This window comes from Deinococcus sp. (genome assembly GCF_025362455.1).
In the GTDB taxonomy this organism is placed as follows: Bacteria; Deinococcota; Deinococci; order Deinococcales; family Deinococcaceae; genus Deinococcus.
The window spans coordinates 16822-35395 of sequence record NZ_JANYGJ010000040.1; the positions used below are offsets into that span (position 1 = coordinate 16822).

General features: G+C 65.9%; 17 protein-coding genes and 1 tRNA gene. 6 read left to right on the plus strand and 12 right to left on the minus strand.

Going from position 1 to position 18574, the window contains the following annotated elements:
• Positions 1-72: 72 nt before the first annotated feature.
• Positions 73-804: a 23S rRNA (guanosine(2251)-2'-O)-methyltransferase RlmB gene (gene rlmB, locus Q0R23_RS02750; RefSeq protein WP_293910122.1), complete on the minus strand. Its 732-nt coding sequence runs from the start codon at positions 802-804 to the stop codon at positions 73-75.
• A gap of 39 nt (positions 805-843) precedes the next feature.
• On the opposite strand from rlmB, the gene Q0R23_RS02755 reads away from it, so the two are divergent.
• A complete protein-coding gene (locus Q0R23_RS02755) occupies positions 844-1212 on the plus strand; it encodes a hypothetical protein (RefSeq protein WP_293910124.1) in 369 nt (122 codons plus the stop codon).
• 173 nt (positions 1213-1385) lie between these two features.
• Here the strand turns inward: Q0R23_RS02755 and Q0R23_RS02760 are convergent, their stop codons facing one another.
• The 5 genes from Q0R23_RS02760 to ligA form a co-directional block, all read right to left on the minus strand.
• On the minus strand, positions 1386-1847 hold the full coding sequence (locus tag Q0R23_RS02760; RefSeq protein WP_293910126.1) for a divergent PAP2 family protein: 462 nt from the start codon (positions 1845-1847) through the stop codon (positions 1386-1388).
• A gap of 94 nt (positions 1848-1941) precedes the next feature.
• Entirely contained in the window at positions 1942-2847 is a 906-nt protein-coding gene (locus Q0R23_RS02765) for a tetrahydrofolate dehydrogenase/cyclohydrolase catalytic domain-containing protein (protein ID WP_293910128.1), read from the minus strand.
• Entirely contained in the window at positions 2844-3347 is a 504-nt protein-coding gene (gene nusB, locus Q0R23_RS02770) for a transcription antitermination factor NusB (RefSeq protein WP_293910130.1), read from the minus strand. Before nusB ends, Q0R23_RS02765 begins: the two co-directional genes overlap by 4 nt.
• On the minus strand, positions 3344-3769 hold the full coding sequence (locus Q0R23_RS02775) for an Asp23/Gls24 family envelope stress response protein (protein ID WP_293910132.1): 426 nt from the start codon (positions 3767-3769) through the stop codon (positions 3344-3346). The genes nusB and Q0R23_RS02775 overlap by 4 nt, the downstream gene beginning before the upstream one ends.
• A 275-nt stretch (positions 3770-4044) precedes the next feature.
• Entirely contained in the window at positions 4045-6123 is a 2079-nt protein-coding gene (gene ligA, locus Q0R23_RS02780) for an NAD-dependent DNA ligase LigA (protein WP_293910134.1), read from the minus strand.
• 228 nt (positions 6124-6351) lie between these two features.
• Here ligA and Q0R23_RS02785 point away from each other — a divergent pair, with 228 nt between their 5' ends.
• The 4 genes from Q0R23_RS02785 to metG all read left to right on the plus strand — a co-directional run bounded on the left by Q0R23_RS02785 (position 6352) and on the right by metG (position 12289).
• A complete protein-coding gene (locus tag Q0R23_RS02785) occupies positions 6352-7473 on the plus strand; it encodes a BMP family ABC transporter substrate-binding protein (RefSeq protein WP_293910136.1) in 1122 nt (373 codons plus the stop codon).
• Between the two features lie 254 nt (positions 7474-7727).
• Positions 7728-9353 (plus strand): S49 family peptidase, encoded by a 1626-nt coding sequence (locus tag Q0R23_RS02790; RefSeq protein ID WP_293910138.1) that lies wholly within the window; start codon positions 7728-7730, stop codon positions 9351-9353.
• Positions 9354-9443: 90 nt separating this feature from the next.
• On the plus strand, positions 9444-9908 hold the full coding sequence (locus Q0R23_RS02795) for a MarR family transcriptional regulator (RefSeq protein ID WP_293910140.1): 465 nt from the start codon (positions 9444-9446) through the stop codon (positions 9906-9908).
• A gap of 356 nt (positions 9909-10264) precedes the next feature.
• Complete coding sequence (gene metG, locus Q0R23_RS02800) at positions 10265-12289, plus strand: methionine--tRNA ligase (RefSeq protein ID WP_293910142.1); 2025 nt, start codon at positions 10265-10267, stop codon at positions 12287-12289.
• Between the two features lie 360 nt (positions 12290-12649).
• On the opposite strand, the gene Q0R23_RS02805 is transcribed toward metG, so the two are convergent.
• On the minus strand, positions 12650-14086 hold the full coding sequence (locus Q0R23_RS02805; protein WP_293910144.1) for a glycoside hydrolase family 13 protein: 1437 nt from the start codon (positions 14084-14086) through the stop codon (positions 12650-12652).
• 65 nt (positions 14087-14151) lie between these two features.
• A complete protein-coding gene (locus Q0R23_RS02810) occupies positions 14152-15423 on the minus strand; it encodes an HDIG domain-containing metalloprotein (protein WP_293910146.1) in 1272 nt (423 codons plus the stop codon).
• A 59-nt stretch (positions 15424-15482) separates the two neighbouring features.
• Here Q0R23_RS02810 and Q0R23_RS02815 point away from each other — a divergent pair.
• A tRNA-Ala gene (locus tag Q0R23_RS02815) sits at positions 15483-15557 on the plus strand.
• Between the two features lie 317 nt (positions 15558-15874).
• Here Q0R23_RS02815 and Q0R23_RS02820 read toward each other — a convergent pair.
• From Q0R23_RS02820 to Q0R23_RS02835, 4 genes are all read right to left on the minus strand, one after another.
• On the minus strand, positions 15875-16282 hold the full coding sequence (locus Q0R23_RS02820) for a helix-turn-helix domain-containing protein (RefSeq protein ID WP_293910148.1): 408 nt from the start codon (positions 16280-16282) through the stop codon (positions 15875-15877).
• Positions 16279-16563 (minus strand): type II toxin-antitoxin system HigB family toxin, encoded by a 285-nt coding sequence (locus Q0R23_RS02825; RefSeq protein WP_293910150.1) that lies wholly within the window; start codon positions 16561-16563, stop codon positions 16279-16281. The genes Q0R23_RS02820 and Q0R23_RS02825 overlap by 4 nt, the downstream gene beginning before the upstream one ends.
• 436 nt (positions 16564-16999) lie before the next feature.
• Positions 17000-17596, minus strand: coding sequence for a hypothetical protein (locus Q0R23_RS02830; protein ID WP_293910152.1), 597 nt, complete (start codon positions 17594-17596; stop codon positions 17000-17002).
• A 21-nt stretch (positions 17597-17617) separates the two neighbouring features.
• On the minus strand, positions 17618-18574 hold a 957-nt coding region (locus Q0R23_RS02835), incomplete at its 5' end, for a hypothetical protein (RefSeq protein ID WP_293910154.1).

An 18574-nucleotide genomic window follows, 5' to 3' on the forward strand; every position in this document is an offset into this window, starting at 1 on the left:
TCAATCGGAGTCTGTATGACGGCGCCTACAGGCGGGCCAATCGCCGTTCTCTAGGCTGAGTTCAAGGTTTGTTCAAAGCTTCTTCGCCGGGGTCGCCGGGCGGGCGCTGAGGGCGTGGTGAATCAGGATGCCCGCCGCCACGCCCGCGTTGAGGCTCTGAATCTGGCCGCGCACGGCGATACTGACCAGCTCGTCGCATTTCTCGCGCACCAGGCGGCGCATGCCCTCGCCCTCGGCGCCGATGACCAGGGCCAGTTTGCGGTCGTAATCGAGCTGGTGCAGATCGGTGGCGGCCTCGCCCGCCGCGCCGTAGACCCACACGCCGTCTTCTTTCAGTTGGTCCATCAAACGCGGCAGATTCTTGGTCTGGGCCACCGGCAGGTAACTGGTGGCCCCGGCTGCCGCCTTGGCGACCACGGCGCTCAGCGGGGCGCTGCGGCGTTCCTCGACCACCACGCCGTGTGCGCCCAGCACCTCGGCGCTGCGGATGATGGCGCCGAAGTTGCGCGGATCGGTAATGCCGTCGAGCAGGATGACCAGCAACTGTTCGCCTTTGGCCTCGGCCCGGTCGAGAATGTCGTCGAGCGTGGCCCACTCCAGGTCTTCGACGTCGGCCAGCACGCCCTGGTGCTGGGTAGTTCCGGCGAGAGTATCGAGTTCGATGCGCGGCGCAAATTTGAGGCGCACGTCGAAGGCCTTGAGTTCGCGCACGAAGCTCTCTTCGATGCCCTTGGCGACCAGCAGTTCGGAGACGCGCCCACCTTGCAGGGCTTCAAGTACAGGATTCCGGCCATACAGCAACATGCGCGGAGTCTAGCGCGGCAGCGCGGCCACACTGAACGGGTGAACCGAGAGGACCGGGGAATCTTGATGTTCGAGTGCTTCCTGCTGGCGTGTGCCACCGTAGCCGGGGCGCTGGACCTGAGCACCGCCCCGCCTGAGCTGATGATCCGGGCCTTGATCGTGGTGCAGATCGCTGCCGGAATCACCGGGCTGTTGATGCTGGCACGGGGACTGCTGGGGCAGAGGCTCTCGCATACCTTCATCGCCGGTCTGCTTTTGCTCGCCCAGTTCAGCTACGACGTCCGCACCCGGCTCACCGACGGCCCCCTGACCCACGGCTTCGATCTGTGGTGGCTGATCCTGCCCTTCGAGCTGGTCATAGCCCTCTGGCTGCTGTGGCTCGGCCTCTCCCGCCTGCGCCGGAGCTGAAGCGTGAAGCCTGAACGGACGAATTCAGGGAGTGGCGTCACCCAGACCTCGGCGGCAGCTTTCGCCAGCTTAACCACGAGATCCTCCGCTTTGTTCAGGACGACAGAGTACCGAGCGTCAGAGGCGCTGATAGTTGTACCCACAAGCCACGCGCCACGCGCCACAAGCCTCCCTTACCCCAGCCAGCGAAAGGCCGTGAACGCCGCCAGCACGCCGATGATGCCGCCGACCAGCACCTCCAGGTACGTGTGGCCCAGCAGCACCCGCAGCGGCTTGGGCGCAAAGCCCTCGCGGACCACCGCACGCAATTCCTCGATGAGTTCGTTGATGAGCCGGGCCTGCTGGCCGCTGCTGTGGCGCACGCCAGTCGCGTCGTACATCACGATCAGGGCGAAGGTGGCGGCCACGGCGAACAGCGGGCTGTCCAGACGCTCGGTGAGGGCCACACCCGTCGCCAGGGCCGAGACCATCGCGCTGTGGCTGCTGGGCATGCCGCCGGTTTCCAGCGCTTTTTCGGGGCGCCAGCGGCCCTCGACGAGCAAGATCAGCAGCACCTTGATAACCTGGGCGCCGGTGCTGGCCAGCACCGCCGTCCACAGCCAGCGGTTGCTCAGCAGCGCCTCGAACTCGGTCACGGGTGCCACGCAAAAACAGGCGGGAACATCGGCAGGGTCGTCACGTCTGAGGGGCAGTCTACAGGCTGGTTTCCGGCGGGTGTGAATCCGGCCTTCAGCGTTGCACTGCCGTCCCAGGTTGCTCAATCGTCTGGCCAATCGCCTGGCCCGCCTGCATCCTCTCGGCGGCCAGCACGGTGTTCATGATGAGCTGGGCCACCGTCATCGGCCCGACACCGCCCGGCACCGGGGTCAGCGCGGCGGCGACCTCCATCACGTCTGGATGCACGTCCCCGGCCAGTTTCGCCTTGCCGCTGCTGCTCACGCCCACGCGGTTGATGCCCACGTCCACCACGGCGGCGCCGGGTTTGACCATCTCCGGGCTTATCAGGTGCGGGCGGCCCACCGCGACCAGCAGCAGGTCGGCCTGGCGGGTAAAGCTGCCCAGATCGGGCGTGCGGGAGTGGACCAGCGTCACGGTGGCGTCGCGGCCCAGCAGCAGCGCGGCCAGCGGCTTGCCGACGATGGTGCTGCGCCCCACGATGACGGCGTGCTGGCCGGACACCGGGATCTGGTAATACTCCAGCAGCGCCAGGATTCCGGCGGGCGTGCAGGGAGAGAGGCCCGGCGAGCCGCTCCACAACCGCCCCACGTTGACCGGGTGAAAGCCGTCCACGTCCTTGTCGGGGCTGACGGCTTCCAGAATCACGGCGCTGTCGATGTGACCCGGCAGCGGCAACTGCACCAGCAGGCCGCTGACGGCGGGGTCGGCGTTCAGGCGGGCGATCAGGGCTGCCAGTTCGGCCTGGCTGGTGGCTTCCGGCAGCGCGTGGACGGTGCTGCCCAGCCCGACCTCCTGCGCCCTCCTGTTTTTGAGGGTCACGTAACTCAGGCTGGCCGGATCGTCACCGAGGCGGATGACGTGCAGCTCCGGCACCCGTCCCAGCAGGGCGGCGCGGCGCCGGGCCTCGACGAGCAGCGCGGCGGCGGCGGGCGGTCCGGCCAGCAGGCGAGCGCTCAAGGACCGGCTTCCACTGGAGTTGGCAGGCCGGTAGCAGCGTCCGCGTGCAGGCTGCGCGACAGGCCGCCCAGCACGCCGTTGACAAATCTGCCCGAATCCTCGCCGCCGTACTTGCGGGCCACCCTCACCGCGCTCTCGATGATCGGCGGGTGGGGCTCGCCGCCGTGCAGCATCTCGTAGACGGCCAGCCGCAGGATGTTCAGGTCCGTCTGGGCCATCTGCTCGAAGCTCCAGCCGCGAATGGTGCGTTGCAGCAGCTCGTTGACGCCCTCGGCCTGGGCGCCATAACCGAAGGCCAGCGAGTGGGCGAAGGCCAGCGCTTCGGGATTGAGGTGCGGATAGGTGTCGTCGCCCGACAGCATGGCGCCCTCGGCCCGCGTGTAGACCGAGCCGATATCGCTGCTGCCCTGCCCGGCCTCGAACATCACCCGGAAGGCGAATTCGCGGGCGGCGCGGCGGGTGCCCACCGGCGCGGCGGCGGCGCGTTCGCGTCTGGTCATGCCGGACCGGCGCTAGAACTGGCCGCCGGGGCGGGCGCGGCCTGGGGCGGCAGGGTCAGGGTCTGCACCACCACGTTCACCGCCGCGACCTTCAGGCCGGTCATCAGCTCGATGTTTTCCTGCAAGGCCCGCCCGGCCTGCTGGCCCAGCGCCACCAGGTTGCGGCCATACTCGATGTTGACGCCGACGTCCAGCGTCACGGTGTTGCCCTCGCGGGTGATTTTCAGCGCGCGGGGTCGCCGGGCCTGGGCCAGTTCGCTCATGTTGAGACTGCTGACGTTCAGGTCTTTGAGGTCGCGCACGCTGAGGTTGCCCAGCGTGCCGGGACGCGAGCTGGCGGCGGCCAACTCCAGACCCTCGATGCGCGAAAGGGCGCTGGCGGCGATGTCGGTGAGCACACTCTTGCTGATTTCGAGTTCCATACTTCTCCTGTCATGCGGCGCGAAAGTCGGGCTTTCTGGTTGCCCGGTAGTTTAGTGCAAATGGGTTGTGGGAAGTGGGTTGTGGGGAGTGGGAAAGGCGAAGGTGGGGTATGGAGGACGTTCAGGGGACGGCGGGTAGCACGCTTCCCATCTGCCCCCGAAGGGCTACAGCCTACATGGCAAGGTCTTCTGGCTCCCGCGCAGCGAGTTATACCTGGCGTCCGCCCACCGTTGCGGCAACCCCCGTCCAACTCTGTTCCCACTCCCTACTTCCCTCACTCCAGCCCCACTGCCCCCTTCTCAGCCAGCAACGCGCTCAATCCTGCTTCGTCCAGCACCGGAATCTCCAGCTCCTGGGCGCGGGCGAGTTTGCTGCCAGCGTCCTCCCCGGCGATCAGGTAACTGGTCTTGCCGGTCACGCTGCCGGTCACGCGGCCTCCACGCGCCTCCAGGGCGGCTTTGAGGGCGTCGCGGGGGCGGGTCAGGCTGCCGGTGAGCACGAAGTTCAGGCCCGCGAGTTCGCCCGTGCGAATTTCGGTTTCGCCCGCGACCTCGCCCAGCCCGGCAGCGCGCAGGCGCGGGATCAGCGATTGCAGGCGGTCCCCAGCCAGCTCGGCGGTGATGCTCACGGCCAGCACGCCGCCCATGCCCGGCACGGCTTCGATCTGCTCCGGGGTCGCTTGCAGCAGCGCGTCCAGCGAGCCAAACGTGCGGGCCAGCGCCTTCGAGCCCCGGTCCCCGACCCCGGCCATGCCCAGGGCGTTGATGAGTCTCCACAGCGGCTTGGCCTTGCTGCCCCCCAACTGGGCGAGCAGGTTGGCGGCCTTCTTGTCGCCGCCGCGTTCCAGTCCGGCGAGCTGCCCGGCGCTCAGGGCGTAGAAGTCGGCGGCGTCCTTGACCAGCCCGGCGGCCAGCAGTTGGGTAATCAGCTTTTCGCCCAGGCCGCGAATGTCCAGGGCGCCGCGTGAGACGAAGTAGCGCAGCGCCTCCTCCAGCTTGGCGGGGCAATCGGGGTTGGTGCAGTAGCGGTTGGCATCCCCCTCCTCGCGCACGGCGGGAAACGAGCAGACCGGGCATTCTTCGGGGAAGGCGAACGGCTGGGCACCTTCCGGGCGCAGCTCCGGCACGACACGCAGAATTTCGGGAATCACCCCGCCCGATTTGTGGACCACCACCGTATCGCCGACTCGCAGGTCCAGGTTGCGGATGAAATCCTCGTTGTGGAGCGTGGCCCTGCTGACGGTGCTGCCCTCGATCAGCCGGGGCGAGAGGTGCGCCAGCGGCGCCAGCTTGCCGGTGCGCCCCACGTTGATGCTGACGCTCTCCAGCACGGCCCTGGCCTGCTCGACGGGGAACTTGTAGGCGATGGCCCAGCGGGGCGCCCGGCTGGTGAAGCCCGATTCGGCCTGCAAATGCAGATCGTCCAGTTTGATGACGGTGCCGTCCACGTCGAAGGGGAGTTCACTGCGCTGGGCGAGCAGGTCGGCGTGGTACTGCACGGCCTCCTCGATGCTGCCGACCTGCCGGGAATACTCGCTGACGGGGAATCCGCGCTCACGCAGCCAGCCGAGCGCCTCCCACTGGGTTTTCACGTTCACGCCGTCGCGCTTGCCGAGGCTGTAGAACAGGGCGCTGAGGTTGCGCATGCGGGTGACTTCGGGGTCTTTCTGGCGCAAAGCTCCGGCGGCGCCGTTGCGGGGATTTTTCAGCGGCGCACTGCCCAGCTCCTCGGCGCGGGCATTGAAGGCGGCGAACTCCTCACGGCTGAGGTACACCTCGCCGCGCACCTCCAGCTCGCCGGTCAGGCCCTCCAGTTTCTGCGGCAACCCGGCGATGGTCAGCACCTGGGCGGTCACGATCTCGCCGCTCACGCCGTTGCCCCGCGTGGCGGCCCACTGGAGCACCCCGCCTTTGTAATACAGGTTCACGCTCAGGCCGTCGATCTTGAGTTCGCAGGCATAGGCGAACTGGGCACCTTCGGGCGCGACGTTCAGTGAGCGGGCCAGCTTTTCCTGAAAGCCCAGCAGCTCCGCGTCGTCAAAGACGTTATCGAGGCTGGTCATCGGGCTGGGATGATCGACGCTGACAAAGGCCGTGCTGGGCGCCCCGCCGACGGCCTGCGCGGGCGACGTGCCAAGCTCCACCCAGTCGGGGTGCTCGGCTTCCAGGGCGCGGGCTTCACGGGCCAGGGCGTCATACTCGGAGTCGGCGATTTCGGGCGCGTCCTGCTCGTGGTAGAGGCGGTTGTGCCGCTCCAGCTCGGCGATCAGGAAGGCGTAGCGAAGCTGCTGGGCGCTCAGGTTCGTTCTGTTACTTACCGAATCTGCGTCAGGAAATTGGCTCTGGGCACTCATATGACCACGCTACCATTCTTGAGGGGCGGGGGGCGACTCTCACCTCCATCACCTCAATGGGAATTGTCACCTCAATGGGAATGACCTTCACGGCCCCTTTGGACTCGCCCACTTTCGCGTATACTCACCCCCCAGAGCCTCCACAGTTTTTCCGTACCAACTTCAGCGTCTGCGTGACCATAACCAGCCCCCCAGCTCACCTTCTCGCCGTCATCTTCAGGAGCACTCATGAAGCACACCGCTGCCCTTCTCAGCCTCTCCCTGCTGGCCCTGACCAGCACCCTCATCAGCTCGGCCTCGGCCCAGAGCGGCGTCCGCGTGGGCATGGCCTACGACGCGGGCGGCAAGTTCGACAAATCGTTTAACCAGTCGGCCTACGAGGGCTCCCAGCGGGCCGTCAAGGGCGGCGGCGTGACCGTCAAGGACTTCGAGCCCTCCGACCCCAGCCAGACGGTGCAGGGTATCCGGGGTTTCGCCACCGACGGCTTCGACCTGACCTTCGCCATCGGCTTTGCCAACAACGCCAGCGTCACCCAGGTCGCCAAGGAAAACCCGGATCTGGCCTTCGGTCTGGTCGATGACGTGTCACCGGCCAAGAACGTCGCCAGCCTGACCTTCAAGGAAAACGAGGGCAGCTACCTGGTCGGCTACCTGGCCGCGCTGAATTCCGCGACGGGCGTGCTGGGCTTCCTGGGCGGCATGGACATTCCGCTGATCCACAAGTTCGAGGCGGGCTACAAGGCCGGAGCCAGGGCCGCCAACCCGAACGTGATTATCGTCAGCCAGTACGTGGGCACCACGCCCGACGCCTGGAACAACCCCGGCAAGGCCAAGGAGATTTCGGCCAGCATGAAGGCTCGCGGCGCCGACATCGTGTTCGCGGCGGCGGGCGCGTCGGGCAAGGGCCTGCAAGACTTCATCAAGCAGCAGCAGTGCCTCAAGGCCGCGCAACTCCCCAAGGGCGTGAGCTTCAAGTCCGACAACTTTAGGAGCGTGCCCAAGGCGGCGAGCTACACGGCGGCCTGCGCGGGCAATACCCGCCCGATGTTCTTTATCGGCGTGGACAGCAACCAGAACTACATCGGCGACTTCGACGGCAAGCCGGGCACCATGAACCACGGCCTGACCAGCATGCTCAAGCGCGTCGACAACGCCGTGTACAGCGTCATCGAGGATGTCAAGGCCAACAAGTTCAAGGGTGGGGCGCGCAGCTTCGGGCTCAAGGAAGGCGGCGTGGGCTACGCGGTGGACGGCTTCAACAAGGCCCTGATCTCCAGCGCCCAGGTGGCGATGGTCGAGGCCGCCAAGGCCAAGATCATCAGCGGCGCCATCAAGGTTCCCAGCGAGTAAAACGGCCCGACTCCCCCGCAACGGACCGCTATGGTGAGCTGCGGGGGCGACAATTCGCTCAACATCAACTAAACTTACTGCCAAGGCCCCGCACGTTTCCCGTGAACGTGCGGGCCTGCTTTTTGACCATCGGCAGCATGGTCAGCAGCGGCCAGACGGGCGACGCCCGGCCCTGCGCCCTTCACACCCTGCGCCCTCCACACCCTGCGCCCTCCACACAATGCCCCTCGTGGTCCTCGCGTAGCCTGTGGGGCATGACCACCACTGCTCCGACTGGACCTGCCTCGACTGGTGCTGCCTCGACTGGTTCCAGGCTCCCCAACGGCGTGACCCGGCCCACCTGGGTCATTCTCGATATCGGCGGGCCGTTGCCTGCGCGTGCCCCCAGCAACCCGATCGCCGCGCTGCTGGGCCGCACCGAGAGCCTGGAATCGCTGAGCGCCAAGTTCGAGAAACTGAGCAAGGCCGACTGGCTGCACGGTGTACTGCTCAGATTCGGCAACTTCGAGGCGGGGATCAGCGAGGCCCACGCCCTGCGCGGGATGCTGCGGCGCTTATCGATGCACAAGCGCACCGTCAGCTACGTGCCGAGCATGAACAAGGCCACGCTCCTGGCGGCGTCGGGTGCGCAGGAAGTGGTGGCGCCCGAATCGGCGGAGTTCATGCTGCACGGTTTCGGGGCCGAGATCACCTACCTGGGCGCCTTCCTGAAAAAGCAGGGCATCGACTTCGAGAACCTGCGCATCGGCGAATTCAAAAGTGCGCTGACCCGTTTCTCGCAAGACCACATGGACGACGCCCAGCGCCTCCAGACCAATGAACTGCTGCGCTCCGTGGAGGACGCCTGGGTGGCCGACCTGGCCGAAGCCCGCGACCTCAACCCCGAAGCCGTGCGCGCCTGGCTCACCGAGGGCGTATCGAGCGCCCGGCGTGCCCTGGAGCTGGGCATTCTCAGCAAGGTCGCCTACGAGGACGAGCTGATCGGCCCGGCCACCCGGCCCCTGAGCGCCGTGCTGGACCTGCTGATGCCCGCTCGCCCCAGCAAGAAGGCGGCTGGACGCATTGCCCTGGTGCCGCTGATCGGCAACATCGTCACCGGCAAATCGCGCAACAACCCGCTGCCGATTCCGCTGCTGGGCGGCCAGATGGCGGGCTCGGATACGGTGGTCGCCGCCCTGCGCCGCGCCAAGGCCGACAGGGCGACCAAGGCCATTCTTTTGTACGTCGATTCCGGCGGCGGCTCGGCGCTGGCCTCGGACCTGATCTGGCGCGAGGTGCAGACCTGCGAGAAGCCGGTGGTGGCGGTGATGGGCAGCGTGGCGGCGTCGGGCGGCTACTACGTGCTGACCCACGCCGCACACGTCATCGCCTCGCCGTACACGATTACCGGCAGCATCGGGGTGGTGACGGGCAAGCCGGTGTTCACCGAGTTCAACCAGCGCCAGGGTTTCACGCCGCAGCGCGTCGAGCGGGGCGGCAGCCCGCTGATCTACTCCAGCAACCAGCCGTTTACCGATTCGGAGCGCCGCGAGATCGAGCGCAGCATCGCCGAGGTGTACGACCGCTTCGTGTCGCGGGTCGCGGGCGGGCGCAAACTCAGCACCGAGCAAGTGGATTCGCTGGGCCGGGGCCGGGTCTGGAGCGCCGCCGACGCATTGAAAGCCGGTTTGATCGACGAGCTGGGCGACCTTCATACCGGCTTCCAGCGGGCCTGCGAACTGGCCGGGCTGAGCTACGACGCGCCGATGTGGACCGCCGCGCCGCAGGGCCGGGGACCGCTGCCGGAATTCGTCCAGCAGGCCGCCGCCGTCAGCTTCAAGCCGCCGTTTTTGACCGACCAGGCGCTGCTGTGGCTGGAGACGGGCCTGAAAGTGGAGTAATCCAGGGCAACACGGAATTTCCGAACATGACCAGGGCCGATCCGGTAAGCAGGGTTGCTATTTGCTCACGTCTCACCCAGCATGGAGTTCATGCCGACCAAGTTCGCGGGAACCGCTCAGGAGCGCTCGGCTCTGGACGCCTACATCAAGCTGTGGCGGGCGGCGCATCTGGTCGAAGCCGAGGCCAACCGGCACCTGGCCGATTACGACCTGACCGTCAGCCAGTTCGGCGCCCTGGAAGCCCTGTATCACCTGGGGCCGATGAGCCAGCGCCGCCTGGCCGGTAAGATTCTGCGCTCCAGCGGCAACCTGACCATGGTGGTCGACAACCTGGTGAAAGCCGGGCTGGTGCGCCGCGACCAGGACACGGTAGACCGCCGGATCATGAACGTCTCGCTGACCGAGGTGGGTCACGGCCTGGTGGCGCGGGTGCTGCCGCCGCACGTTCAGGGCGTCGTGGACGTATTCAGCGTCCTGAGCCGCAGCGAGCTGAGCCAGTTGGCCCGGCTGAGCCGCAAACTGGGCCTGGCCCTCAGCGAGACCGACGAGAAATGATCCGCTGGCCTTCCCTGCCCGCCTACCCCGGCGCCGTGATAATCTGACGGGCATGACAGGCCCGGTCTTCACCTCAGCGAATGCAGCGAATGTCCCCGCCTGAGGGCTGCCTTCACTGAGGCGGCCTGATGGGGGCGGGGCTTTCCGGTGGGGAGGCTCTGTTTTTTTGGCCTGGTTTTTTTGGCCTGTGGCGTGTGGCGTGTGGCCTGTGTGAAAGGCGAAGGGCCTGATGAGCACGCCAGACTTCTATTCGACGCATTTTTGAAACCCCTCACGCAGCCGCTATGCTCCCTCACGCAGCCGCTATGCTGTCGGGGTTAGGCCGCCGCCCTGCGCGGCGCAAGGAGTTTGTCCAGATGTCCGAACCCCAATCCAACCCTGATTCGCCCAAACCGCCGTTCTACATCACCACCGCCATCGATTACCTGACCGGGCCGCCGCACATCGGGCACGTCTTCGAGAAGGTGCTGACCGACGCGGTCGCCCGCTTTCACCGCCTGGCCGGGTACGAGACCTACTTCCTGACCGGCACCGACGAGCACGGCGAGCGCATCGTCAAGCTGGCAGCCCAAAGCGGCAAGACGCCTCAAGCCTTCGCCGACGACCTGAGCAACAACGCCTTTCGCAAACTGTGGGACCGGCTGGGCCTGAGCTACGACGACTTCATCCGGACCACCGAGCACCGCCACAAGCGCTACGTGCAGCAGATTCTGCAACAGGTCTACGACGCGGGCGACATCTATTTTGCCGAATACGAGGGCCTGTATTCGGTGGGCGCCGAGCGCTACGTGACCGACAAGGAACTGGTGGCCGGGCCGAACGGCCAGATGGTATTCCCCGGTGACCGCGACGCGCCCGAACTGCGCCGCGAGGCCAACTACTTCTTCCGCATGGAGAAGTATCAAAGCTGGCTGCTGGAGCACCTGCGCGAGAATCCCGGTTTCATCACGCCGGGCGGCTACCGCAACGAGGTGCTGGAGATGCTGCGCGAGCCGGTGGGCGACCTGAGCATCTCGCGGCCCAAATCCCGCGTGCCCTGGGGCATCGAGCTGCCCTGGGACACCGATCACGTCACGTATGTGTGGTTCGACGCGCTGCTGAACTACGTGTCTGCGCTGGCCGATCAGGGGCGCCTCGACCTGTTTCCGCACGCCTGGCACGTGGTCGGCAAGGACATCCTCAAGCCGCACGCGGTCTTCTGGCCGACCATGCTGAGGGCCGCCGGGTTGCCGCTGTACGAAAAACTGGTGGTCCACGCGCACATCCTGGCCGAGGACGGGCGCAAGATGGGCAAAAGCCTGGGCAACGCCATCGACCCGGTGGCCCTGGTCGACGAGTTCGGCCCCGACGCGGTGCGCTACACCCTGCTGCGCGAGGCCAGCCTGGGTTCCGACAGCCCCTACGGCGAGAGCATCCTGATTGGCCGCCAGAACGCCGACCTGGCCAACGACCTGGGCAATTTGCTGTCGCGCACGGTGAGCATGATCCAGAAGTACCGGGGCGGCGTGCTGCCTGCCCCCGGTGCCCTCAACGAGCGGGAAGAGGGCATCCGGGCGGCGGCGCTGAGTCTGCCGGGCCGGGTCATGGACCTGGTGCGCGAGCTGAAGGTCAGCATGGCGCTGGAGGCCGCGATGGAGTTCGTGCGCGACCTCAACAGGTACATCGCCGAAAGTGCGCCCTGGGCGCTGGCGAAGAATGAGGCCGATGCGGGGCGGCTCGATACCGTCCTGTACACCGCCGCCGAGGGGCTGCGGGTGGCGAGCGTGGCGCTGGAGGCGGCGATTCCGCTCAAAGCCCGTGAGCTGCGTGCCCAGCTCGGACTCGGCGGTCAGAGCTACCCGCTGACGCCCGCCTGGGGTCTGATCGCGGCTGGCACACAGGTCATCGGCGGGAACGTGCTCTTCCCGAAACCAGAACTGCCCAAGCCTGAGCCGAAAGCAGCCGCTGCCGTTGTGGAAGTACCCAAACCCGTTCAACCCTCCAGTGACCGCAAAGGGACGACCATGACCGCACAGACCGAACCCAAAGCACCCGTAGAAGAACCGCAGGACACCGGCCTGATCTCCATCGACGACTTCGGGAAAATCGACCTCCGCATCGTGGAGGTCATCGCCGCCGAGGCGGTGCCCAAGGCCGACAAGCTGCTGAAACTGACCGTCAAATTAGGTGAGGAAACTCGCACGGTGGTCAGCGGCATCCGCACCTGGTTCGCCCCGGAAGACCTGGTGGGCCGCAAGGTCGTGCTGGTCGCCAACCTGAAGCCCGTCAAGCTGCGCGGCATCGAGTCACAGGGCATGATCCTGGCCGCCGAGGACAGCGAAGGCCGCTTGGATTTGTTGGGCACGGGGCTGGACTTGCCGAGTGGAACGCGGGTGAGGTAAAAAATTAGAAACTGAGGAAGGCTTGGCTTGTGGGCTCCGCCTTTTTCATCCCGTGGCGCCCCAGCGTGGCCGATTTCTCCCGTTGGCTAGATTGACTCCATGCCCAACCTCGGTTTCGGTGAAGTTATTCTCCTCGTCGTGGTCGTCATTCCCGGCCTGGTGCTGTTCGGCCTGCTGGTGCGGCTGCTGTGGCGGCTGGGCAGCAAGAAGTAGGCGCCGAAAGCCCAGAATGCAAACTGATACACTCACCTCATGGGACCACTCGAACTTATCCTGGTCGTCGTACTGGCCGTTCCGGTCCTGATCGTTTTCGGGCTGCTCGTTCGCCTGCTGTGGCGGCTGGGCAGCAAGAAATAACGCTCAGTCCTGACGCACCAGCACCACGGCGCTACGCTCCGGCACGCTGAACGCCTGCTCCTGCGCCACTGTGATGACCCGCCCACTCAGCACGTCGCGGTAGCGTCCAGCCTGGAGTCCGGTCAGATTGACCACCGTGCCCACCAGGCCGGTGTTCATCAGCACGTAGGCGCACTCGCCCGCGTGTTCGCGGCGGTAGGCCAGCGCCTCCCCGGCGACGTGGAGCACGTCGAAAGTGCCGCGCCGCAGGGCCGGGCTGGCGTGCCGGGCGGCGGTCAGCTTCTGGATCAGGGTCATGGTCTGCTTATCCCAGCCGGGTTCGTCCCAGGGAAAAGCGCGGCGGCAGTCCGGGTCGGGGCCGCCAGGCAGGCCGATCTCGTCGCCGTAGTAGATGCACGGGGCGCCGGGATAGGTGAGCTGGAAGGTCGTCGCCAGGCGCAGGGCCGTGGCGTCACTGCCCACCACGCTCAGGAAGCGGGCCGTGTCGTGGCTGCCCAGCAAGTTGAGCTGCGCCTGAACGATTTCGGGGTGATACATCCGGGCCACCTCGCTCATACGGGCGGCGAAGGCGGCGGTGTCCAGCGCGTCGACGTGGCCGGTGCCGGACACCTCGTTCAGGGCGTTATTCAGCGTCCGCGCCCCGAAATAGCCCAGACAGGGGCGGGTGAAGTGGTAGTTCATCACCGCGTCGAACTGGTCGCCCGCAAGCCAGCGGTGCGCGTCGCCCCAGATCTCGCCGACGATGTAGGCGTCAGGGTTGATGGCCTTGACCCGCCGCCGGAACTCCTGCCAGAAGGAATCGTCGTCGATCTCGTTGGGCACGTCCAGCCGCCAGCCGTCGATGCCGAACCGCATCCAGAACTCGGCGACGTGCCACAGGAATTCGCGCACCGCCGGGTTGCCGGTATTGAATTTGGGCAGGGCACGGTTACCCCACCAGGCGGCGTAATTGGCCGGGCGGCCCTGCTCGTAGGGCGCGAGCGGCCAGCCGCCGACGTGAAACCAGTCGCGGTAGGCGCTCTGCTCGCCCTGCTCCAGCAGATCGTTGAACTGGAAAAATCCGCGTGAGGCGTGGTTGAACACCCCGTCGAGCACCACTTTCAGGCCGCGCTCGTGGGCGGCGTCGATGAGGGCCCGCAGCGCCGCGTTGCCGCCCAGCATCGGATCGACCTGGAGGTAATCGTGGGTGTGGTAGCGGTGGTTGCTGGCCGACTGGAATACCGGGCAAAAGTAGATGGCCGTGACGCCCAGGTTCTGAATATGGTCCAGATGGTCTATCACGCCCCACAAATCACCGCCCATGTAGGCGTTAAACGTCGGAGGAGCGCCCCAGGCTTGCAGGTGCAGGCGGCTGTCCTGATGCTTGCTGCGGGCGAAGCGGTCGGGGAAGATCTGGTAGAACACGGCGTCTTTGACCCAGTCGGGCGTGCGGATACTCACGCGGACGAATCTAGCGTGAATACAGGTGCTGATGCGTGAGCCGTCTGCACGTCTACCGAGCTGGCTTACACATTGGCCTGCTGCTGGACAAAGGCGCGGGCCTCGCCTTGCGTTTGCACGTCGCCCAGCGCCTGCGCTTCGGCCAGGGCACGGGTCAGCTCGCCCACGCGGGGGCCGGGCGTCAGGCTCAGCAGCGTCATGATCTCGTGCCCGCCCAGCAGCGGCGCCGGACCCTTCGGCTGGTCTTCCAGGGCGGCCAGTACGCGCTCGAAGGCTTGCCCATAGGCCAGGCGACCCCGTTCGGAACTGCTTTTTCCACGGGCCGCTTCCCGGTCCGCCAGCATCAGGCCGATCAAATCGGGGAGCAGCGCCCGGCGGCGGTGGACAAAGCGCCTGGCCTCACGCTCGCCCGCCGGGAGCTGGACCATGTGGGCGCCCACCAGCGCGGCGGCACGGTCATTCATGGCACGGCTGCGTTTCAGGCGCTCCAGAATCTGCCTGGTCAGCTCGGCGCCCCGTTCGGCGTGACCGTAAAAGGTCTGGCGCCCGGTGTCGGGGTTGATGCCCTGGCTGCGCGGCTTGCCGACATCGTGCAGCAGCGTCGCCCAGCGCAGGGCCAGGTCGGCGCCTTGGAAACGGGTCAGCAACTGATGCAGCGCCTCGATGTTGTGGTGCAGCACGTCCAGATGGTGCAGGCCGCCCTGAATTAGCCCGTCGCCTTCGGTCAGTTCCGGCAGATAGAGTGCCAGCAAGCCGAGTTCGTGCAGCAGCAGCACGCCCCGCGCCGCGTCGGGCGTTCGCAGCAGGGCGTCCAGCTCGTCCCCGACGCGCTCGGCGGCAGGCAGGGGCAGCTCAGCCTTCGCCAGCCGCCGGATGCTCTCCCCCGTTCGCGGCTCGATGACAAAACCCAGACTGGTCGAAAGCCGCGCCGCCCGCAGGAGTCTCAGCGGGTCGCCTTGCAGGTTCTGTTCGCTGACCATCCGCAACTGACGCCGCTTGAGATCGGCCTGTCCGCCGGTCGGATCGGTCACGCGGCCAGCCTCATCCAGCGCCAACGCGTTGACGGTGAAGTCACGCCGGAGCAGATCATCGTTCAGGTCGGCGGGCAGCGGCACCAGGTCATGCTGCACGTCGCCGATCACCACTCGCCAGTAATCGCGCTCAGTATCGAGGGGAAAGGCGGCGCCAGTCTCGCCCGCCAGGAACTGAGCGGCTGAGCGGGGATCGGGCACGGCCCAGTCGTAATCTTTGGGCGTTTCTCCGCGCAGCAGGTCGCGGGCGGCGCCGCCCACCAGCACGGCGCCGGGGGGGAACGGCGGCAACTTGCGGCGCGGCATGCCCGGCAGGATAGCGCGGCTAGACACGGCTGAACCGGAGTGCTAGGCTGCTGGACGCTGGGGGCATAGCTCAGCGGGAGAGCGCCTGCTTTGCAAGCAGGATGTCCACGGTTCAAATCCGTGTGCCTCCACCAGCCAGCACATTCAAAACCCCATCCTTCGCGGTGGGGTTCGTGCATTCTGTAGCGGTGAGGCTTGGCCAAGATGCTGGGCATCCGAATCGAAGTAAAACTCCTAAGTACACCAACGTTTATCTTTGGATAAACCGAGCGGAGCGAGTATTGGGAAAAGTACGACTGGGCGAGAGTGGAGGGATGGAGCGCTTTTTGCTCAGTCCCAAAACGGTAGCCTGGTTGTACTTAGCTGCCTGAAAACAACGTAAAAAAGCCCCGCACCGCCGCAACAGGCGAGTGCGGGAGCTTTTTTCGTAGCTTCGGTATACGTTTTCCGGTCAGACAAACAGACTCGGCTCTACTTTGAAGTAAGCGGCGAGGGTGCGAACGGCCTCGAGGGTAAACTCGCGCTTGCCGCCCAGGATCTTTGAAAGATTGCCCTGATCGAGCCCGGTCGCTTCGGCGAGCGCACGTTGCGAGAGGCCGCGCAGCGCCATCAGGTACGCCAGCATCCGGGCGGGTGAGCCGCTTGGCGGCGGGTGGGTCGCGTCCTCGTAGGTCTGGATACGCTCGATCATCAGCGCGAGCAGACTGCCGAGCGGGTGAGCGGCGTCCTCGCCTACCGCCCCCCAGATGGGGGCAACGGCTTCGAGCGCCTGAGCATGCTGCGCCTCGCTCTGGATTGGGGTCAGGGCCGCTTCGAGCTGCGGCCAGACGGCGGTAATAGCAGACAGTGGTGCAGTCATTCGGGCTCCCAGGCGTCGTACGCCTTATGCGTGAACACATGCTTGATCCAGAACGTCCTGTACTGAAAATTGGCCATGACGATCAGCCGGTACTTGTTGCCACCGATGTTGAAGACGATGTAGCCGCCCACCCAGTCGGCGCCGCCGTAGTCGGCCCGCACGTCGGCAAAGCTGCCGTAGTCGGCCTTGCGAACGTGCTTGTACCACTCGCTCAAGGGAGAGAGCGCCTCCGGGTAGTCGGCGGCGAACTCCAGAAGCACCTTGCGGGCGATCACGTTCATCGGCACACCTTAGTATGTCACAACGACATCACTATGTCGACACGACATTAGAGCAGTACTCCGAATTACGCCACGGGGAAAACAGCCTCCCCGCGCCTCCATTCTGCGTCCTGCTCAGTCAAAACTACTCGCTCCGCTCGGTCATAAAAAGACCCTTTTTATCACATCTGCTCTAAGCGGCGGTACAGGTCATGAAACGGGTCGCCATTCAGCATCCGCCGTTTGACTCACACCCAACCGTCTACCCGGCCCTCAAGCAGACCGTACGTAATGGCGTGAGTAGTTCTCGCTGATCGTCGACGACGTTCACAGGCTGATCAACCGCGAACAAAACCTTTCCACAGGATGTCCACGGTTCAAATCCGTGTACCTCCACCACTCCAGCACGACAAAACCCCATCCTTCGCGGTGAGGTTCGTGCATTCGTTCAGCGTTCCTACTCCTTCTTGACCAGATCTGCCTTGCCGCTCAGCACCAGTTCATCCGGCCCCGGCGCGAAGCGTTCGCGCAGGAACCGGCCCTGGGTCAGCAAACGGTCGGCGGCGGCGTGGTCCAGGCGCAGGGCCTCCGAGACGCCAGCAGCCATCAGATCGAGTTGCTCGGCAGCCAGGGTGTCGGGGTCCATGCCCTGGGCACTCAGGCGTGAGCGTGCCCCCGGCGTCAGGTCGAGGTACGCTTTCAAGGTCTGCGGCAGGTAATCGCCCGCCGTCTGCCTCACCAGGTAGGCGCTGCGGGCGTCGAGCGTGCCGGGCGCGTCCTGAATCTGAACGAGCAGCGCCAGGGCTTTGCTGCGGAGCGGTTCAGGCAACTTCAGAGCCAGTACCGGCGCGGCGTTGGGGTCGGCGAGCGGGGCGGGCGCGGGCAGCGGCGCGGGCCGATTCGCCTCCAACTGGGCGGCGTTCTGGGCCTCGATCAGTGCCCGCTTCTCCTGCATCACCCGGACTTTACTGATGCCGCTGACATAATTCATCAGGGAGACGCCGCCGAAGACACCGCCGAAAATCGCCAGGAGAATGGGAACCGCCTCGTTCATAGACGGCCATTGTGTCAGAAATCAGGATTGGGAAGTGGGTGGGGCGAGCAGGCGGCGCAGCTCGGCGGGCTCGTCGAGAAACAGGTGGATGGTCGTCGCCGTTCGCGTCAGACCACCCAGGCCGTGAACCGTCGTACTGGACGACAACCGCAGCGTCAGATTTGGAGGGATGATGGCGACGAGGGCCAGTCCGTCTCTGGGTTTACGTTTTGGCACTGAAATGGTGCGCCGCAGCGTGCCATACGACGAATCGGCGAATGCCGGATGCTCCGGCTGCTCATACGGCACTGCTTCCAGAATGTCACTCAGCGAAATCTCAGCGCTCCACAGCAGGCCCTGACGCAGGTGCAGCACCCCGCCTTGCACATAACTCGGATGCAGGCGAAAGCTCCGGGCGAGGGCGGCAAGCCAGATGATAAATAGCAGATCGGCGGCGATCAGGACGTCCAGCGCAGGCGCCGTGAAGGCGATCAGGATATGAAGCGGAATCTCCATCAGCACGTAGAGCCCGACGTAACCGGACCAACCGCCCCGAAGGTGGGTCGTCAGCGGCGCGGCGCCTTCCGGAAGGTAGACCACCGGGCGCAGCAGCCCCAGCCAGAGCAGGCGTTCGGTTGCAGTGGCGCGGCGCACAGGCTCAGGCGCATTCGGTAGCGCACGGAGCAGCGCCCAGACGAGCGGTACGGCTCCCAGCCACCAGACCGGGCGGGTAATCGGCAGCACCAGCAGCGCCAGGCCGAGGCCGGTCAGCAGCAGGTTGGGGTTGAGTGGTCTGCCCCCGATTCGGCCCACAACGGTTGCCGAAAACAGCAAGTCGAACGCCAGCACAGCCGAGATCGCCAGCGTCCAGAACATTCTCGCCTCTGCCGGGACGAACGCCAGCAACCAGGGCACCAGCATCAGCGCCAGCAGCGCCGTGACGAGTTGGAGGGTCAGCGGATTGGGGCGGCGGCTGAGCATGGGAGACCTCCGGGGCGA

Coding starts and splice junctions, on each gene's coding strand:
- Q0R23_RS02830 (WP_293910152.1), bottom strand. CDS start 17,596: ATGAACGAGGCGGTTCCCATTCTCCTGGCGATTTTCGGCGGTGTCTTC.
- ligA (WP_293910134.1), bottom strand. CDS start 6,123: ATGAGTGCCCAGAGCCAATTTCCTGACGCAGATTCGGTAAGTAACAGA.
- metG (WP_293910142.1), top strand. CDS start 10,265: ATGTCCGAACCCCAATCCAACCCTGATTCGCCCAAACCGCCGTTCTAC.
- Q0R23_RS02810 (WP_293910146.1), bottom strand. CDS start 15,423: ATGCCGCGCCGCAAGTTGCCGCCGTTCCCCCCCGGCGCCGTGCTGGTG.
- Q0R23_RS02820 (WP_293910148.1), bottom strand. CDS start 16,282: ATGACTGCACCACTGTCTGCTATTACCGCCGTCTGGCCGCAGCTCGAA.
- rlmB (WP_293910122.1), bottom strand. CDS start 804: ATGTTGCTGTATGGCCGGAATCCTGTACTTGAAGCCCTGCAAGGTGGG.
- Q0R23_RS02825 (WP_293910150.1), bottom strand. CDS start 16,563: ATGAACGTGATCGCCCGCAAGGTGCTTCTGGAGTTCGCCGCCGACTAC.
- nusB (WP_293910130.1), bottom strand. CDS start 3,347: ATGACCAGACGCGAACGCGCCGCCGCCGCGCCGGTGGGCACCCGCCGC.
- Q0R23_RS02795 (WP_293910140.1), top strand. CDS start 9,444: ATGCCGACCAAGTTCGCGGGAACCGCTCAGGAGCGCTCGGCTCTGGAC.
- Q0R23_RS02790 (WP_293910138.1), top strand. CDS start 7,728: ATGACCACCACTGCTCCGACTGGACCTGCCTCGACTGGTGCTGCCTCG.
- Q0R23_RS02785 (WP_293910136.1), top strand. CDS start 6,352: ATGAAGCACACCGCTGCCCTTCTCAGCCTCTCCCTGCTGGCCCTGACC.
- Q0R23_RS02775 (WP_293910132.1), bottom strand. CDS start 3,769: ATGGAACTCGAAATCAGCAAGAGTGTGCTCACCGACATCGCCGCCAGC.